The organism is Blautia sp. MSJ-19 (genome assembly GCF_018918125.1).
GTDB lineage: Bacteria > Bacillota > Clostridia > Lachnospirales > Lachnospiraceae > Blautia_A.
Window position 1 is genome coordinate 69429 of record NZ_JAHLQA010000002.1, and the last position, 17366, is coordinate 86794.

Here is a 17366-nt window from a genome sequence, read left to right on the forward strand (position 1 = left end):
TTGTAAGAATTTCCCAATCTGTGTCGGAACTGTGATTTTTATGTTTTTTTCAAAAAATTCATAATTATCTGTTGACAAATAATAACGACAGTGCTATCTTAACACTATAGATGTTAGCACTCCTCATCAATGAGTGCTAACAGACTAAAAGGAAAGGAGCTGAGTACATGGATGAACAATTGACAGATCGTAAGAAAAGAATTCTCAAGGCGATCATCAAGACATACATGGAAACAGGCGAACCGGTCGGATCCAGGACGATATCCAAGGATGCAGACCTCAATGTCAGCTCAGCAACGATCCGAAATGAAATGTCTGATCTGACAGACATGGGCTATATCGTTCAGCCACATACATCGGCAGGAAGAATCCCTTCTGATAAAGGCTATCGGCTTTATGTGGATGAACTGATGAAGGAAAAGGAAGATGAAATCGAAGAATTACGTAATCTGATGATCGAGAAGACCGATAAGATGGAGAAGGTGCTGAAGAATGTGGCACGTGTCCTGGCTTCCAATACAAATTACGCAACGATGATTTCGGTTCCTCAGTACAGCGGCAATAAGTTGAAATTCATTCAGCTGTCCCGTGTCAATGAGATGCAGCTTGTAGCAGTAGTGGTATGCGAGGGAAATGTGATCCGTAATCAGATCATTGATCTGGATGAAGAAATGGATGATGAAACACTTCTCAAGCTGAACCTTCTCCTCAACACCAATCTGAATGGACTGCCGATTCAGGATATCAATCTTGGCATGATCGCCAGACTGAAAGAGCAGGCAGGCATTCACAGCGGACTGGTAGCGAGAGTGCTGGATGCAGTAGCTGCAACCATTCATGTAGATGAAGACGATCTTGAAATTTATACGTCAGGTGCTACGAACTTCTTTAAGTATCCGGAGCTGTCTGATAAGACAAAAGCCACTGAGCTGATTTCTACGTTTGAGGAGAAACAGCAGCTTGTGGATCTGGTTAAGGAGCGGATGGCAGATGACAATACCGGGGTTCAGGTGTACATCGGAGACGAACTTCCGATCTCGACCATGAAGGATTGCAGTGTTGTAACCGCAACTTACGAACTGGGGGAGGGAATGCATGGAACGATCGGTATTGTAGGACCGAAGCGAATGGATTATGAAAATGTAGTAAACAGCTTGAAGACCCTCAAGGTCGAACTTGACCAGGTTTTCAAAAAAAATAAAAGCAATGAAGACGGCTAGCAGCCAGGCAGAAAGGCGGTAAAACAAAGGTGTCAGAAGAAAATAAAAACACGGCAAATGAGCAGGAAGAAACAGAGAAGGATATTCCGGAAACAGAAACTGTGAACGAGCCGACAGAAGAATCGCCGGAAGCAACGGCAGGACAGGACGCAGAAGCGGAAAAAGCCGCTGAGGCAGACGACGATAAAGAAACCAAATCAAAAACATCTTTCTTTGGCAAAAAGAAAAAAGAAAATAAATTAGAACAGCAGATTGAAGATCTGACAGACAGACTGAAACGTAATATGGCTGAATTCGATAACTTCCGCAAACGTACGGAAAAAGAAAAGTCCAGCATGTATGTGATTGGAGCCAGGGACATCATCGAGAAGATCCTTCCGGTTGTGGATAACTTTGAGAGAGGACTTGCTCAGGCACCGCAGGATGATCCGTTTGCAGATGGAATGGAGAAGATCTACAAACAGCTTACCACTACAATGGAAGGCATGGGAGTAGAACCGATCGAAGCAGTCGGTAAAGAATTCAATCCGGATTTCCACAATGCAGTTATGCATGTGGAGGATGAATCTGTCGGAGAGAACATTGTTGTAGAGGAACTTCAGAAAGGTTACACCTATAAAGGATTCGTAGTTCGTCACAGCATGGTTAAAGTGGCTAACTGACCTAGAGTACTTAATGAATACAAGCGTAGCGTAGTATGAGTTTAGTACGAAGGGCGTTCGAAGGAACTTAATGAGTCCGACCGTAGGAAGAGGCGAATTTAGTGAATTGAACTTCCTTATTTTTCTAGGTGCAATCCTGACAGAATCATAAGTGCACAGCACGAAAGATGCGTAGAGCATCTTGATTCTGGAAGAATAACTTGAAATATTTAATAATTTTAGAATAAATTCAGGAGGAATTTTATCATGGGAAAAATCATTGGTATTGACTTAGGTACAACAAACAGTTGTGTAGCCGTAATGGAAGGTGGACAGCCAACCGTTATCGCTAATACAGAAGGTGCAAGAACAACACCATCCGTAGTTGCTTTCACAAAAACAGGAGAACGTCTTGTAGGTGAGCCTGCAAAACGTCAGGCAGTAACAAACGCTGACAGAACAATTTCCTCTATCAAGAGAGAGATGGGTACAGATTACCGTGTAACAATCGATGACAAGAAATACTCTCCACAGGAAATCTCCGCTATGATCCTTCAGAAACTGAAAAAAGACGCAGAAGGATACCTTGGAGAAACTGTTTCAGAAGCAGTTATCACAGTTCCGGCTTACTTCAACGATGCTCAGCGTCAGGCAACCAAAGATGCTGGTAAGATCGCAGGCCTTGATGTAAAACGTATCATCAACGAGCCTACAGCAGCAGCTCTTGCATATGGTCTTGACAACGAGAAAGAGCAGAAGATCATGGTTTACGACTTAGGTGGTGGTACATTCGATGTATCCGTTATCGAGATCGGTGATGGTGTTATCGAAGTTCTTTCCACAGCTGGTAACAACCGTCTTGGTGGTGACGATTTCGACCAGAAAGTTACAGACTGGATGATCGCAGAATTCAAAAAAGCAGAAGGTGTAGACCTGAGCACAGACAAGATGGCTCTTCAGAGACTGAAAGAAGCAGCAGAGAAAGCGAAAAAAGAACTTTCTTCCGCAACAACAACAAACATCAACCTTCCGTTCATCACTGCAACAGCAGAAGGACCGAAGCATTTCGATATGAACCTTACAAGAGCTAAATTCGATGAGCTGACACATGACCTGGTAGAGAAGACAGCAGAGCCGGTTCGCCGTGCACTGTCTGATGCAGGAATCACAGCTTCCGAACTTGGTCAGGTACTTCTGGTAGGTGGATCTACACGTATCCCGGCTGTACAGGACAAAGTAAAACAGCTCACAGGCAAAGAGCCAAGCAAATCTCTGAACCCGGATGAATGTGTTGCACTTGGTGCTTCCGTACAGGGTGGTAAACTTGCAGGTGATGCAGGTGCCGGCGATATCCTTCTTCTGGATGTTACTCCGCTGTCACTGTCCATCGAGACAATGGGTGGTATCGCAACTCGTCTGATCGAGAGAAACACAACAATCCCGACCAAGAAGAGCCAGATCTTCTCCACAGCAGCAGACAACCAGACAGCCGTAGATATCAACGTTGTACAGGGTGAGCGTCAGTTCGCAAAAGACAACAAATCCCTCGGACAGTTCCGTCTGGATGGAATCCCGCCAGCACGTCGTGGTGTTCCGCAGATCGAGGTTACATTTGATATTGATGCCAACGGTATCGTAAACGTATCTGCAAAAGACCTTGGAACAGGTAAAGAGCAGCATATCACAATCACAGCAGGTTCCAACATGTCTGATTCCGAGATCGACAAAGCAGTCAAAGAAGCTGCTGAGTTCGAAGCTCAGGATAAGAAACGTAAAGAGGGAATCGACACAAGAAACAATGCAGACTCCATGGTATTCCAGGTTGAGAATGCACTCAAAGAAGCTGGCGATAAGATTGATGCCAACGACAAAGCAGCAGTTGAGACAGACCTGAACGCACTCAAAGATCTGCTTGCTCAGACAGCAAACGCAGAACTCACAGATGCTCAGATCGCAGACATCAAAGCAGCTCAGGAAAAGATGATGGAAAGTGCTCAGAAGCTTTTCGCTAAAATGTATGAGCAGACACAGCAGGCAGGCGGTCAGGCTGGTCCGAATCCGGGAGCAGGCGCAGGAACAGCTCAGGGCGGAAATGAAGCCGGATACGGCGATGATGTTGTAGACGCTGATTACAAAGAGGTCTAATAGATCATAAAAGAATTATAAGATTCAAATTCTCAGATGCCATTCATGCTTGCATGGATGGCATTGGGGGATTATAATAATGTTTCAGTGCGGCGTATAGCTGCACAAGAGCAACAACGCAAATCTAACATATAGGAAAGAGAAAAGATGGCTGATAAAAGAGATTACTATGAGGTCCTGGGTGTCAGCAAGACTGCCAGCGATTCAGAATTAAAAAGCGCATATCGAAAATTAGCCAAAAAGTATCATCCGGATGTAAATCCAGGAGACAAAGAAGCAGAAGCAAAGTTCAAAGAAGCTACAGAAGCTTACAGTGTTTTAAGCGATGCAGATAAGAGACGTCAGTATGATCAGTTTGGTCATGCTGCATTTGAACAGGGCGGCGGTGGAGCCGGCGGCTATGGCGGATTTGATTTTAATGGTGCAGATATGGGTGATATCTTCGGTGATATTTTCGGCGATCTGTTTGGGGGCGGCGGCAGGCGACGTGCCAATAACGGACCGATGAAAGGTGCGAATTTACGTGCCCGTGTGAATATTACATTTGAAGAGGCAGTATTTGGATGTGATAAGGAACTGGAAATCGTTCTGAAAGACGAATGTACAACTTGTCACGGAACCGGTGCAAAACCGGGAACAGAGCCGACTACCTGTCCGAAATGCCACGGAGAAGGTCAGATCGTCTATACACAGCAGTCTATGTTCGGTATGGTACGAAATGTGCAGACCTGTCCGGAATGTAATGGAAGCGGTAAGATCATCAAAGAAAAATGTACTTCCTGCCGTGGAACAGGATATACTTCTTCCAGAAAGAAGATTCAGGTTTCTATTCCGGCCGGTATCGATAATGGACAGAGTATCCGTATTCGTGATAAGGGAGAACCGGGAACCAATGGCGGTCCGAGAGGCGATTTACTTGTAGAGGTAAACGTTGCACGCCATCCGATCTTCCAGAGACAGGATATGAATATTTTCTCCACAGCTCCTCTGACTTATGCACAGGCAGCACTTGGTGGAGAAATCCATATCAATACAGTTGACGGTGATGTTGTTTATGAAGTGAAACCGGGAACACAGACGGATACACGTATTCGTCTCAAAGGCAAAGGTGTACCGTCTCTCAGAAATAAAAATGTCCGCGGGGATCACTATGTAACACTGGTTGTACAGGTTCCGACCAAGCTGAACGAAGAAGCAAAAGAAGCCCTTCGCAAATTTGATGAGGCTTGCGGCAACAGACCGGCATCTGGTGATAAAGACGGATCTGAGAAATCAGAAAAGAAGAAAAAGAGCTTTATGGATAAACTCAAAGAGACCTTTGAGGACTAAATACCATAGAATAGAAGAAAGTTTTGGGAAAAGAGGGAAAACCCTCTTTTCTTTTTTTGAGGTTTCATGTATATTAGATACCAGGGTTAAAAGAACAAAAGCTGTTCGTGCTTGCACGATAAAGCATTTGGCCTTGGAACATGCCAAACATGAGGAAGTATCGTATAGATAAAATAGCGTAAAGTTATCATACAGGATAAACAGACAGGAGATTATAATATATGAAATGGAATCGTTTTACGATTAAGACAAAAACAGATGCAGAGGATATGATTATCTGCACTCTGGCAGAAATCGGTGTAGAAGGTGCAGAAATCCAGGACCATCAGCCACTGACCGAAGAGGACAAGGCACAGATGTTCGTGGACATTATGCCAGAAGGACCGGCAGATGACGGGATCGCATATCTGAACTTTTATCTGGAAGAAGATGCCGACAAGGAAAGCATTCTCCGCGATGTAAGAAACGCACTGGAAGAACTGCGTACTTTTATGGACATCGGAGAAGGCACGATCGAAGAATCTGAGACAGAGGACAAGGACTGGATCAATAACTGGAAAGAATTTTTCCATCAGTTCTATGTGGACGATATTCTGATCGTTCCGTCATGGGAAGAAATCAAAGAAGAAGACAAGGACAAAATGATTCTTCATATCGATCCGGGTACTGCGTTTGGTACAGGCATGCATGAAACTACGCAGCTGGTGATCCGCCAGCTTAAGAAATATGTAAGACCAGGTATTGAACTTCTGGATGTTGGAACCGGAAGTGGTATTCTCGGGATTACAGCACTGAAACTTGGTGCGGGTCATGTTGTAGGAACAGATCTTGATCCGTGTGCAGTTCCGGCAGTACAGGATAACAAAGAAGCAAACCAGATCGTAGATGAGACATTTGACATGATGATTGGAAATATCATTGATGACAAGGAAGTACAGGATCAGGTAGGCTATGAGAAATATGACATTGTTGCAGCAAACATCCTCGCAGATGTTCTGGTGCCGTTGACACCGGTGATCGTTCACCAGATGAAAAAAGGTGCATATTACATCACATCCGGTATTCTTGATGTAAAAGAAGATGTTGTCAAAAAAGCGGTACAGAAAGCCGGACTGACACTTGTGGAAGTGACCAGACAGGGTGAATGGGTCTGTGTAACGGCAAGAAAGGACTGATTTCATGCAAAGGTTTTTTGTAGAACCACATCAGATCGATGAAACGGCACATCAGATTCATATTACAGGGACGGATGTCAACCATATTTCCAATGTCCTTCGTATGAAACAGGGAGAAGAGGTATGGATCAGTGACGGTGGAAAAAAAGAATACCGCTGTGCGATTGAGACATTCAGTCAGGAAGAAGTGCTGCTGCATATTATTTATGCGCAGGAACCGGACTATGAACTGCCGAGCCGAATCTATCTTTTTCAGGGATTGCCTAAGGCAGACAAGATGGAACTGATCATACAGAAAGCGGTAGAGCTTGGTGCCTATGAAGTCATTCCGGTAGAAACAAAACGCTGTGTTGTGAAGCTGGATGGCAAGAAAGCGGCAAAGAAAGTTGACCGCTGGCAGCAGATCGCAGAGAGTGCAGCGAAGCAGTCCAAACGTATGCTGATTCCGAATGTACATCAGGTGCTTACTTTTAAAGAGGCACTGAAATACGCAGAGTCTATGGATATCCGGCTGATTCCTTATGAACTTGCAAAGGGTATGCAGGAGACAAAAGAAATTCTTGCTGCAATAGAGCCGGGACAGTCTATAGGAATCTTTATCGGACCGGAAGGCGGATTTGAAGAAAAAGAAGTAGAGGCAGCGATCAGCGAGGGGGCCAGACCGATCACGCTTGGCAAACGTATCCTTCGTACTGAAACAGCAGGACTGGCAATCTTATCCGTTCTGATGTTCCAACTTGAAAACTAATATTGATACAAAAAGAGGAAATTATGGAAGTTTATTTTGACAATTCTGCAACTACCAGATGTTATGAGTCTGTCAAAGATATTGTGGTAAAGACGATGACAGAAGATTTTGGAAATCCTTCTGCCATGCATCTCAAAGGTGTAGATGCAGAAAAATACGTAAAAGAATCTGCAAAAACAATTGCAGGAATTCTGAAAGTGCAGGAAAAGGAAATCCTGTTTACTTCAGGCGGCACAGAATCAGACAATCTGGCACTGATCGGTGGAGCACTGGCAAATAAAAGAAACGGAAACCATATCATCATCACATCCGTAGAACATGCAGCAGTGAGTCAGCCGGCGTTATATCTTCAGGAGCAGGGATTTGAGATTACCTATCTTCCGGTAGATGCACAGGGCAGAGTAAAGATGAGTGCACTGGAAGCAGTGTTACGTCCGGATACGATCATGGTATCGACCATGCTTGTAAATAACGAAGTCGGTGCAGTAATGCCGGTAGAAGAGATTGCGAAGATGGTTCATGAAAAGAGCCCGAAGGCACTGTATCATGTTGATGCGATCCAGGGATTCGGCAAATACCGTATCTATCCGAAAAAAATGGGAATCGATCTTCTTGCGGTCAGCGGACATAAGATCCATGGGCCAAAGGGAATCGGTTTCCTGTATATCAATGAGAAGGTTAAGATCATTCCGCAGATCCTTGGGGGCGGACAGCAGAGCGGTATGCGTTCAGGAACCGATAACGTACCTGGAATTGCCGGACTTGGCGTAGCAGCAGGGCAGATTTATAAAAATCTGGATGAAAATGTAGAGCATATGTATCAGCTCAAAGAGCATATTGCAGAAGGTCTGTCCGAGATTGAAGACATCCGTATCAATGGTATGCCACTTCGCGAAGGTGCACCACAGATCTTAAGTATCAGTGTGATGGGGGTTCGAAGCGAAGTTCTGCTTCATTCTCTGGAAGATAAGGGAATCTATATCTCCGCGGGAAGCGCATGCTCCAGTCACAAGAGAAAGCCAAGTGCTACGTTAAGCGCAATGGGAATGTCCAAGGACCAGATTGAAAGTACTGTGCGTTTAAGTTTCTGTGAAGAAAATACCATCGAAGAAGCGGATTATTTCCTGGAAACCATGAAAACTCTGGTTCCGATGCTCAGACGCTATTCAAGAAAATAAATCGACAGGTCAGAGAGGTTTCTGACCGTACAAATAACAGGAGGAAATACCAGATATGATATTTCATGCATTTTTGATCAAATATGCAGAAATCGCCATCAAAGGAAAAAACAGATATCTGTTTGAAGATGCACTTGTAAAACAGATGAAACTGGCACTGGAACCGGTAGAAGGCGAATTCAAAGTAACAAAAGAACAGGGACGTGTTTATGTATTCTGCCCGGAAACATATGATTTTGACGAGGCTGTAGAGGCACTGCAGCGCGTATTCGGTATCGTTGGCATCAGCCCGGTCGTGATATATGAGGACCAGGGATTTGATCAGATGGCAAAAGATGTTGTGGCTTATATGGAAGCAAGATATCCGGGCTACAAAGGCAGCTTCAAAGTATATACAAGAAGAGCAAAGAAATCTTATCCGATCACTTCTATGGAAGTAAGTGCGGCAATCGGCGAGAAAATCCTGGATGCATTCCCGGAGGCATCAGTAGATGTGCATCATCCGGAGATGACGCTTTCTGTAGAAATCCGTGACAAGATCTATGTATATTCTGAGACTCTTCCGGGACCAGGAGGAATGCCGATCGGAACAAACGGTAAAGCAATGCTCCTTCTCTCCGGCGGAATCGACAGTCCTGTTGCCGGATATATGATTGCAAAACGTGGAGTCAAAATCGAGGCTGTTTATTTCCATGCTCCGCCGTATACCAGTGAGCGTGCGAAACAGAAAGTCGTAGATCTGGCAAAACTGGTAGCACGTTACAGCGGACCGATCCGTCTGCATGTGGTCAATTTTACAGATATTCAGCTGTATATTTATGATCAGTGCCCGCATGAGGAGCTGACGATTATCATGCGTCGTTACATGATGCGCATTGCAGAACATTTTGCACGCAAGGATAAATGTCTTGGACTGATTACAGGAGAAAGTATCGGGCAGGTAGCGAGTCAGACTTTACAGAGCCTTGCAGCAACCGATGAAGTATGCGAACTGCCGGTATATCGTCCGGTGATTGGTTTTGATAAAGAAGAAATCGTACAGATTTCCAGAAAGATCAATACGTTTGAGACTTCTATCCAGCCGTTTGAAGACTGCTGTACGATTTTTGTTGCGAAACATCCGGTAACAAAACCGAATCTCAAAGTGATTCACAGATCTGAAGAAAAACTGAATGAAAAGATCGATCAGCTGATGGAAGAGGCACTGGCAAGTACAGAAGTGATCGAGATTCAGTAAGAAGAGCCAGGACAAAAGAGAACAGAAAAGAAAAACAGCTTCTTATGCGTATGCACAGAAGCTGTTTTATCTCAGATGGAGAGAAATCTCCGGCTGTTTTATGTTCGTGTCTGATATCTCAAAAAAGAATCGATGCAGATCACTCAATTACGTATGGCTGAACGATTGCCAGGATGGTATCGAGGGTGCTGCCTTCTGCATGGATGTTCAGGTTGATCGGTTTGGATAAATCTAAGCTGAAGATACCCATGATGGATTTTGCATCGATCACATATCTTCCGGATACTAAATCAAAGTCACAGTCAAATTTACTGATCTCGTTTACAAATGCTTTCACTTTATCGATAGAATTCAGCGAGATTTTTAATGTTTTCATTTTGAGAACCTCCCTATTTAGTGTTATTATGCCCTTAATCTTACCCGTCCCCTTTCAAAAAGTCAAGGGAAAAAGAGATGAAATTTTGGTTAACATTTCGGCTGCATGTATAAAAAACAATAAAATAGAGAAAACAGAATGAAACTATCAGAAAACTGTTTGCACAAAGAAAACGAAAGTGAACAGTAAGACTATCAGAAAATATATGAGGTAAAATATGAAAAAAAAGGTTGCCCTTCATAATCTGGGCTGTAAAGTAAATGCATACGAAGTAGAAGCCATGCAGCAGCTCCTGGAGAATGCAGGTTATGAGACTGTTCCTTTTGGAGAAGGAGCAGATGTCTATGTGATCAATACCTGTACTGTTACCAACATTGCAGACCGCAAATCCAGGCAGATGCTTCACAAGGCAAAAAAAATGAATCCGGATGCGATCGTTGTAGCGACAGGGTGTTATGCACAGGCAGATACAGAAAGACTCAAAGAAGACCTGGCAGTGGATCTGATCCTTGGAAACAATCAGAAACGACAGATTGTGGAAGCACTGGAAGAGTATGAAAAAGAACATACCAAACAGGTGCAGGTGATTGAGATCAATCACACAAAAGAATATGAGGAACTTTCTATCGCATCTACCGCAGAACATGTTCGTGCCTATATCAAAGTACAGGATGGATGCAACCAGTTCTGTACATACTGTATCATTCCGTTTGCGAGAGGACGTGTTCGCAGCAGAAAGATTGAAGATGTACAAAAAGAAGTGGAGATATTGGCAGCAAAAGGCTACCGGGAAGTGGTTCTTACCGGAATTCATTTGAGTTCTTATGGAGTGGATTTTCCGAAAGAGGAAAGAGAAAGCCTTCTGTCCCTGATCCAGGCTGTAAGCAAAACAGATGGAATCGAAAGGATCCGTCTGGGTTCTCTGGAACCAAGGATCATTACTGAAGAATTTCTGGAAGGCATTGTGGCGACCGGAAAGGTATGCCCGCATTTCCACCTGTCTCTGCAGAGTGGATGTGATAAGACTCTTAAGAATATGAATCGTCGTTACAGTGCAGAAGAATATGCGGAAAAATGTGCACTGATCCGCAAATATTATCCGGCTCCCGCCCTGACGACAGATGTAATCGTAGGATTCCCGCAGGAGACAGAAGAAGATTTTGAAGCATCTTATGAATTTGTGAAAAATATTCATTTCTATGAGACGCACATTTTTAAATATTCCAGACGGCATGGAACCAAAGCTGCTGCAATGGACGGACAGTTGACAGAAGCAGTGAAGGCTGAGCGCAGCGACAGGATGCTGGAATTGCATGAGATTCGGGCAAAAGAATACGAAGAGGCAATGATCGGAAAAGAACTGGAACTTCTTCTGGAAGAAGAGATTGAGATTGACGGAAAACAATGGTATGTGGGTCACAGCAGAGAGTATGTGCGGGCGGTCATTCCGAAAACGGGCGCACATAAAGTGAATGATCTTGTTACGGTCAAAGCAGTTGGATTTGCAGCAAAACATGTTCTTCGGGCGGAACAGGCATAGAGAATAAAGCAGAAGCAATTCCAGAGTAAAAATGGGTTCTTGTATTTTGCGTGGAATTATATTAAAATAAAAGGGAAATCTTATTAAGGACGTGAGAGAAAATGGCAGAAAATAATTTAGGAAACACACAGTATTTCAGAACAAAACCAGACGCAGATCTTGAAGTAAAAGAAGTTCTGGATCTGGTCTACAATGCGATGGACGAAAAAGGATATAATCCGGTGAACCAGATCGTCGGTTATATCATGTCCGGAGATCCAACCTATATTACCAGCCACAAGGGTGCAAGAAGCATGATCATGAAGGTAGAAAGAGATGAACTGGTAGAAGAATTACTTAATGAATATATTAAGAACAAATCCTGGGAACGATAAGCAATGAGGGTTCTTGGATTAGATTACGGATCAAAAACAGTAGGAGTGGCAGTCAGTGACCCGTTGGGTCTGACTGCCCAGAGAGTAGAGACAATCTGGCGCAAGCAGGAAAACAAGCTTCGCCGGACACTTGCACGTGTAGAAGAACTCGTGGCAGAATACGGAGTGGACAGAATCGTACTGGGATATCCGAAAAATATGAACAATACGGTTGGTGAACGTGCGGAAAAAGCTGTGGAATTCGGAGAGATGCTGCGGAAACGTACCGGGCTGGAAGTAATCATGTGGGATGAGCGTCTGACGACTGTTTCGGCAGAGCGTACACTGATGGAAGCCGGAGTCCGCAGAGAGAATCGTAAAGAATATCTCGATGGAATCGCAGCAGTATTTATTTTACAGGGATATCTGGATTCCCTGTCAGTATGATAAAGGTGTCAAAATGGAAAAAATCAGATTTCAGTCTCCGGATGGGACAGTAGAAGAATTTTATATTGAAGAACAGACAAGAATCGGAGGAGTGTCTTATCTCCTTGTATCCGATTCGCTGGAGGATGAAGCGTCTGCTTATATTTTGAAGGACGTGTCGATGGACACAGATCCGGATGCCTGTTATGAAATGGTCGAGGACGAAGATGAGATACAGGCAGTTTACAAAGTTTTTGAACAAATGCTTGATGACGTGGATTTTGAGATGTAACGAAAGAAGACAGTATACAGATGGCAGACCTTGAGGGAATGTGACCGGCATTCCTGCATTGGTGTGCGCAAATGTTTGATTGCACAGAATATGGAGGTGCTTGATTGAGCGAAAATAGTGAAACAAAAATGAGAGACGGTCAGAAAGAATATAAAGAAAAAACAAGAAGATACAGCAATCGTGACAGAAAACCTGCTGATCATAATAATACAAAGAAACCAATGGCAAAACAGCGTAATTTCCGTTATAAACAGCAGCGTACGAATAACAGACGCACAGAAAAAACAGAAACAGCTGTGACCAAAGAAAACACCGCAAAACAGCAATATCCGGCAGCGTCCAGAAATACAGCAAAACCGCAGTTCAGAAGCAATGCACGCCGTGGACGCAAAGGCGCATCCAAACTGAAGATCATTCCACTGGGCGGACTGGAACAGATCGGAATGAATATCACAGCTTTCGAGTATGAAGACAGCATCGTGGTCGTAGACTGCGGACTTTCTTTCCCGGAAGATGATATGCTGGGAATCGATCTGGTAATTCCGGATGTTACTTATTTAAAAGAAAATATTTCCAAGGTCAAGGGATTTGTGATCACTCACGGGCATGAGGACCATATCGGTGCGCTTCCTTACGTGTTAAAAGAAGTGAATGTACCAATCTATTCCACGAAACTGACACTTGGCCTGATCACAAACAAACTTAAGGAACACAACCTTGTGCGTTCCACGAAGCTCAAAGAAGTAAAACATGGACAGGTCATTAATCTTGGAGATTTTTCTATTGAGTTTATCAAGACGAACCACAGTATTCAGGATGCTTCGGCACTGGCAATCTACTCTCCGGCAGGAATCGTTGTCCATACCGGTGACTTCAAAGTAGATTATACACCGGTATTTGGAGATGCGATCGATCTGCAGCGTTTTGCGGAGATCGGCAAGAAAGGCGTACTTGCACTGATGTGTGACAGTACAAATGCAGAACGCCCGGGATTTACCATGTCTGAGCGCACGGTAGGGCGTGTATTTGATAATCTGTTCAATGAGCATAAGACAGCACGAATCATCATTGCGACATTTGCATCCAATGTAGACCGTGTACAGCAGATCATTGATACAGCATACAGATTTGGACGTAAAGTAGCAGTAGAAGGACGAAGCATGGTAAACATCATTTCCGTTGCTTCTGAGCTTGGATATCTTCGAATTCCGGAAAATACGCTGATTGAGATTGATCAGGTGAAGAATTATCCGGATGAAAAAGTAGTCCTGATCACAACAGGAAGCCAGGGAGAGTCTATGGCAGCACTTTCCAGAATGGCAGCCAATATTCATAAGAAAATTACGATCAAACCGAATGATACTATCATCTTCAGCTCCAACCCGATCCCTGGAAATGAAAAAGCTGTTTCCAAGGTTATCAATGAACTGTCCATGAAGGGTGCAAAGGTTATTTTCCAGGATGTTCATGTATCCGGACATGCCTGCCAGGAAGAAATCAAACTGATCTATTCTCTGGTCAAACCGAAGTATGCGATTCCGGTGCATGGAGAATACAGACATCTGACAGCACAGAAACATGTTGTGGAAGATCTTGGAATTCCAAAGGAAAATATTTTTATCCTGGCTTCCGGAAATGTACTTGAGCTGGATGCCAACAGTGCGGCAGTGACTGGCTCTGTGCAGACAGGCGCAATCTTTGTAGACGGTCTTGGTGTCGGCGACGTTGGAAATATCGTACTGCGTGACCGTCAGCATCTGTCAGAGGACGGTATTATGATCGTGGTTATGACACTGGAGCGCCACAGCAATGTGGTTCTTGCCGGACCGGATATTGTATCCAGAGGATTTGTCTATGTAAGAGAATCAGAGGATCTGATGGAAGACGCAAAAGAAGTTGTGGAAAATGCACTGGATTCCTGTCTGGAACGTAACATTACAGACTGGGGCAAGATCAAGAATACAGTAAAAGATGCACTCAGCGAATTCCTCTGGAAGAGAACCAAGAGAAGTCCGATGATCCTTCCGATCATTATGGAGGCATAAACAGATGGACACAGTAAACAGGAATATTCATCTCCTTCTGAATTCGATTCAGAAGAGCGAGGTGTATAAGACGTTTAAAAAACAGGAGGCACTTCTGGAAAAGAACCCGGAACTGGCAGAGCGCGTGCTTCGCTTCAGGGCAGATAACTTTCGCCTTCAGAATGAAGAACGGGGTAATTTACTGCAGGATGCAGAGCAGCTTGCACGAGAGTCGGCAGAGCTGCGCAGGAATCCGGAAGTGAATGCCTATCTGGATGCAGAACTGGCACTTTGCAGAATGATGCAGCAGATCTGCAGGACTCTGACGGAGGGAATTGATATTAAGATTCCTCAGGTGTAGCAGAGTCTGTGACTTGCAGAGAGGATACAGAAAGGAGCAGATATGGGAGACACGAAAGACCGGATCGGAGCAGCCGGAGTGGTTGTTGCCGGAGGATTTTTTAAGGTGGCATTATATGTATGTGTAGCTGTTCTGGTGATCTGGATCGGTAAGGTTACCTATCAGTTTGGATATGATATTTTTAATCAGCAGCCAATGAGCCCGGGAGAGGGGCAGGAAGTAACGGTTGTGATCAAAGAAGATGCTTCCAGCTATGATATCGCAAAAACACTGAAGAGCAAAGGCCTGATTGAGAACACACTTGTGTTCTGGGTACAGGAGAAACTTTCCAATTACAGTGGCAAGATGAAACCAGGTACGTATCTTCTGAGTACTGCTTATACTCCGACCAGAATTATGGGAATTCTGGCAGGAGATGCCGAGCAGGAAGGAGCTTCTTCGTGATCGTAGAAGAAAGAATGCGGACATTTATTAATTCGCTGGATGCGGGTAATACACCATTTCTTGATGAATTGGAGCGTTCAGCTCTGGCGGATGATGTGCCGATCGTACGCAAAGAAATGCAGAGCTTTATTAAGACGCTGCTGGCAATAAAAAAACCACAGCAGATTCTGGAGGTGGGGACAGCCGTAGGCTTCTCCACACTTCTTATGTGCGAATACGGGCGAGAGGATCTGCACATTACAACGATAGAAAATTATGAAAAAAGAATCCCGATTGCAAAGGAAAATTTCCGCAGAGCAGGCAGAGAATCGCAGATCACTTTTTTGGAGGGAGATGCAGGTGCAATTCTCAAAGAGCTTTCTGGGCCATATGATCTCATTTTTATGGATGCCGCGAAGGGACAGTATATTCACTGGCTTCCGGACGTGGTGAGGCTGCTTGCACCGGGAGGAGTGCTGATGTCTGATAATGTTCTGCAGGAAGGCGAGCTGATTGAGTCGCATTATCTTGTGGAACGCAGGAACAGGACTATCTATAAACGTATGAGAGAATATCTCTTTGAACTGAAACATCATCCACAGCTTACGACGAGTATTATCCCACTGGGAGACGGTGTGTCTCTGAGCGTGAAGGAGGAACTATGAGAAAAATTGAATTGCTGGTGCCGGCAAGCAGCCTTGAAGTGCTCAAGATTGCGGTTGTATTCGGTGCAGATGCAGTATATATCGGCGGCGAAGCTTTTGGGCTTCGAGCAAAAGCAAAAAACTTTTCCCATGAAGATATGGCAGAGGGAATCGCATTTGCGCATGAACATGGTGTAAAAGTCTATGTGACCGTAAATATTCTGGCACATAATGGAGATCTGCCGGGAGTTCGTGAATATCTTCAGGAACTGAAAGAACTGAAACCAGATGCACTGATCATTGCAGATCCGGGTATCTTTACTTATGCCCGGGAAATCTGTCCGGAGATTGAATGCCATATCAGCACGCAGGCAAACAATACAAATTATGAGACATACCGTTTCTGGTATCGCCTCGGAGCGAAGCGTGTTGTAACAGCACGAGAACTTTCATTGAAAGAAATTCAGGAGATCCGTGCGAATATCCCGGAGGACATGGAAATAGAAACTTTTGTCCATGGAGCAATGTGCATTTCTTATTCCGGACGCTGCCTGCTCAGTAATTATCTGGTGGGAAGAGATGCCAATCAGGGAGCATGCACACATCCATGCCGTTGGAAGTATTCTATCGTCGAAGAAAAGCGTCCTGGTGAGTATATGCCGGTCTTTGAAAATGAGAGAGGAACCTACATCTTTAACTCCAAGGATCTGTGTATGGTAGAGCACATGGATGATGTCCTGAACAGCGGTATTGACAGCCTTAAGATCGAGGGACGTATGAAAACTGCACTCTATGTAGCGACTGTTGCAAGAACCTACCGCAAGGCAATCGACGATTATCTGGAATCACCGGAGAAATACAAGGCAAACATGTCCTGGTATCAGGAACAGATCTCAAACTGTACCTACCGCCAGTTTACAACCGGATTCTTCTACGGGAAACCAGATGAGAATACCCAGATTTATGATAATAATACCTACGTTAAGGAATATACTTATCTTGGATATGCGGAGGAAGTGGATGAAAACGGTTTCGCGCATATTACCCAGAGAAATAAGTTTACTGTAGGTGAAACCATTGAGATCATGAAGCCAGATGGAAGAAATATCGAAGCTGCAGTGAAGGCAATCTACGATGAAGATGGAAATTCTGTCGAGAGTGCACCACATCCGCAACAGAAGCTTGCGGTTGATCTCGGAACAGAAGTGGAGAAATACGATCTTCTCAGAAGATCAGAAGCATAAAAGGTGCGGA

The 17366-nt window shown here is 44.3% G+C and carries 18 protein-coding genes; 17 read left to right on the top strand and 1 reads right to left on the bottom strand.

The features are described 5' to 3' along the window. Positions 1-167 precede the first annotated feature (167 nt). The 8 genes from hrcA (at position 168) to thiI (ending at position 9673) form a co-directional block, all read left to right on the top strand. On the top strand, positions 168-1220 hold the full coding sequence (hrcA, locus tag KQI91_RS00465; RefSeq protein ID WP_216390916.1) for a heat-inducible transcriptional repressor HrcA: 1053 nt from the start codon (positions 168-170) through the stop codon (positions 1218-1220). Positions 1221-1249: 29 nt separating this feature from the next. Continuing rightward, the gene (grpE, locus tag KQI91_RS00470) at positions 1250-1882 is read left to right on the top strand and encodes a nucleotide exchange factor GrpE (RefSeq protein WP_216390917.1); all 633 of its coding nucleotides are present in this window, start codon (positions 1250-1252) and stop codon (positions 1880-1882) included. A gap of 246 nt (positions 1883-2128) precedes the next feature. Next, positions 2129-4006: a molecular chaperone DnaK gene (dnaK, locus tag KQI91_RS00475; protein WP_216390918.1), complete on the top strand. Its 1878-nt coding sequence runs from the start codon at positions 2129-2131 to the stop codon at positions 4004-4006. Between the two features lie 147 nt (positions 4007-4153). Further along, a complete protein-coding gene (gene dnaJ, locus KQI91_RS00480) occupies positions 4154-5335 on the top strand; it encodes a molecular chaperone DnaJ (RefSeq protein ID WP_216390919.1) in 1182 nt (393 codons plus the stop codon). A 221-nt stretch (positions 5336-5556) separates the two neighbouring features. Then, positions 5557-6510 carry a 50S ribosomal protein L11 methyltransferase gene (gene prmA / locus KQI91_RS00485; RefSeq protein WP_216390920.1) on the top strand — a complete coding sequence of 318 codons (954 nt, stop codon included), beginning with the start codon at positions 5557-5559 and terminating at the stop codon, positions 6508-6510. Between the two features lie 4 nt (positions 6511-6514). Further along, positions 6515-7258: a 16S rRNA (uracil(1498)-N(3))-methyltransferase gene (locus KQI91_RS00490; protein ID WP_216390921.1), complete on the top strand. Its 744-nt coding sequence runs from the start codon at positions 6515-6517 to the stop codon at positions 7256-7258. Positions 7259-7281: 23 nt separating this feature from the next. Then, positions 7282-8436, top strand: a complete 1155-nt coding sequence (locus KQI91_RS00495) for a cysteine desulfurase family protein (protein ID WP_216390922.1) — start codon at positions 7282-7284, stop codon at positions 8434-8436. Between the two features lie 55 nt (positions 8437-8491). Beyond that, positions 8492-9673: a tRNA uracil 4-sulfurtransferase ThiI gene (thiI, locus tag KQI91_RS00500; protein ID WP_216390923.1), complete on the top strand. Its 1182-nt coding sequence runs from the start codon at positions 8492-8494 to the stop codon at positions 9671-9673. A gap of 139 nt (positions 9674-9812) precedes the next feature. Here the strand turns inward: thiI and KQI91_RS00505 are convergent, their stop codons facing one another. After that, entirely contained in the window at positions 9813-10049 is a 237-nt protein-coding gene (locus KQI91_RS00505; protein ID WP_216390924.1) for an HPr family phosphocarrier protein, read from the bottom strand. Between the two features lie 217 nt (positions 10050-10266). Between KQI91_RS00505 and mtaB the strand changes: the two genes are divergently transcribed. From mtaB to KQI91_RS00550, 9 genes are all read left to right on the top strand, one after another. After that, positions 10267-11589, top strand: coding sequence for a tRNA (N(6)-L-threonylcarbamoyladenosine(37)-C(2))-methylthiotransferase MtaB (gene mtaB, locus KQI91_RS00510; protein WP_216390925.1), 1323 nt, complete (start codon positions 10267-10269; stop codon positions 11587-11589). Positions 11590-11690: 101 nt separating this feature from the next. Then, entirely contained in the window at positions 11691-11963 is a 273-nt protein-coding gene (locus tag KQI91_RS00515) for an IreB family regulatory phosphoprotein (protein WP_005424783.1), read from the top strand. 3 nt (positions 11964-11966) lie between these two features. Then, positions 11967-12389, top strand: coding sequence for a Holliday junction resolvase RuvX (gene ruvX / locus KQI91_RS00520; RefSeq protein WP_216390926.1), 423 nt, complete (start codon positions 11967-11969; stop codon positions 12387-12389). Positions 12390-12402: 13 nt separating this feature from the next. Next, positions 12403-12660, top strand: a complete 258-nt coding sequence (locus tag KQI91_RS00525) for a DUF1292 domain-containing protein (protein ID WP_216390927.1) — start codon at positions 12403-12405, stop codon at positions 12658-12660. Positions 12661-12788: 128 nt separating this feature from the next. Next, positions 12789-14705 (top strand): ribonuclease J, encoded by a 1917-nt coding sequence (locus tag KQI91_RS00530; RefSeq protein WP_442860589.1) that lies wholly within the window; start codon positions 12789-12791, stop codon positions 14703-14705. A gap of 4 nt (positions 14706-14709) precedes the next feature. Further along, positions 14710-15045, top strand: a complete 336-nt coding sequence (locus tag KQI91_RS00535) for a YlbF family regulator (RefSeq protein WP_216390928.1) — start codon at positions 14710-14712, stop codon at positions 15043-15045. Between the two features lie 42 nt (positions 15046-15087). After that, complete coding sequence (locus KQI91_RS00540; RefSeq protein WP_216390929.1) at positions 15088-15489, top strand: endolytic transglycosylase MltG; 402 nt, start codon at positions 15088-15090, stop codon at positions 15487-15489. Continuing rightward, positions 15486-16133, top strand: a complete 648-nt coding sequence (locus KQI91_RS00545; protein WP_216390930.1) for an O-methyltransferase — start codon at positions 15486-15488, stop codon at positions 16131-16133. Before KQI91_RS00540 ends, KQI91_RS00545 begins: the two co-directional genes overlap by 4 nt. Then, a complete protein-coding gene (locus tag KQI91_RS00550) occupies positions 16130-17356 on the top strand; it encodes a peptidase U32 family protein (protein ID WP_216390931.1) in 1227 nt (408 codons plus the stop codon). Before KQI91_RS00545 ends, KQI91_RS00550 begins: the two co-directional genes overlap by 4 nt. Positions 17357-17366 lie beyond the last annotated feature (10 nt).

What these genes read in the sequence shown, in the direction of transcription:
- hrcA (WP_216390916.1), top strand. Translation starts at nt 168, where the DNA reads ATGGATGAACAATTGACAGATCGTAAGAAAAGAATTCTCAAGGCGATC.
- dnaK (WP_216390918.1), top strand. Translation starts at nt 2,129, where the DNA reads ATGGGAAAAATCATTGGTATTGACTTAGGTACAACAAACAGTTGTGTA.
- dnaJ (WP_216390919.1), top strand. Translation starts at nt 4,154, where the DNA reads ATGGCTGATAAAAGAGATTACTATGAGGTCCTGGGTGTCAGCAAGACT.
- prmA (WP_216390920.1), top strand. Translation starts at nt 5,557, where the DNA reads ATGAAATGGAATCGTTTTACGATTAAGACAAAAACAGATGCAGAGGAT.
- KQI91_RS00490 (WP_216390921.1), top strand. Translation starts at nt 6,515, where the DNA reads ATGCAAAGGTTTTTTGTAGAACCACATCAGATCGATGAAACGGCACAT.
- KQI91_RS00495 (WP_216390922.1), top strand. Translation starts at nt 7,282, where the DNA reads ATGGAAGTTTATTTTGACAATTCTGCAACTACCAGATGTTATGAGTCT.
- thiI (WP_216390923.1), top strand. Translation starts at nt 8,492, where the DNA reads ATGATATTTCATGCATTTTTGATCAAATATGCAGAAATCGCCATCAAA.
- KQI91_RS00505 (WP_216390924.1), bottom strand. Translation starts at nt 10,049, where the DNA reads ATGAAAACATTAAAAATCTCGCTGAATTCTATCGATAAAGTGAAAGCA.
- mtaB (WP_216390925.1), top strand. Translation starts at nt 10,267, where the DNA reads ATGAAAAAAAAGGTTGCCCTTCATAATCTGGGCTGTAAAGTAAATGCA.
- KQI91_RS00515 (WP_005424783.1), top strand. Translation starts at nt 11,691, where the DNA reads ATGGCAGAAAATAATTTAGGAAACACACAGTATTTCAGAACAAAACCA.
- ruvX (WP_216390926.1), top strand. Translation starts at nt 11,967, where the DNA reads ATGAGGGTTCTTGGATTAGATTACGGATCAAAAACAGTAGGAGTGGCA.
- KQI91_RS00525 (WP_216390927.1), top strand. Translation starts at nt 12,403, where the DNA reads ATGGAAAAAATCAGATTTCAGTCTCCGGATGGGACAGTAGAAGAATTT.
- KQI91_RS00530 (WP_442860589.1), top strand. Translation starts at nt 12,789, where the DNA reads ATGAGAGACGGTCAGAAAGAATATAAAGAAAAAACAAGAAGATACAGC.
- KQI91_RS00535 (WP_216390928.1), top strand. Translation starts at nt 14,710, where the DNA reads ATGGACACAGTAAACAGGAATATTCATCTCCTTCTGAATTCGATTCAG.
- KQI91_RS00540 (WP_216390929.1), top strand. Translation starts at nt 15,088, where the DNA reads ATGGGAGACACGAAAGACCGGATCGGAGCAGCCGGAGTGGTTGTTGCC.
- KQI91_RS00550 (WP_216390931.1), top strand. Translation starts at nt 16,130, where the DNA reads ATGAGAAAAATTGAATTGCTGGTGCCGGCAAGCAGCCTTGAAGTGCTC.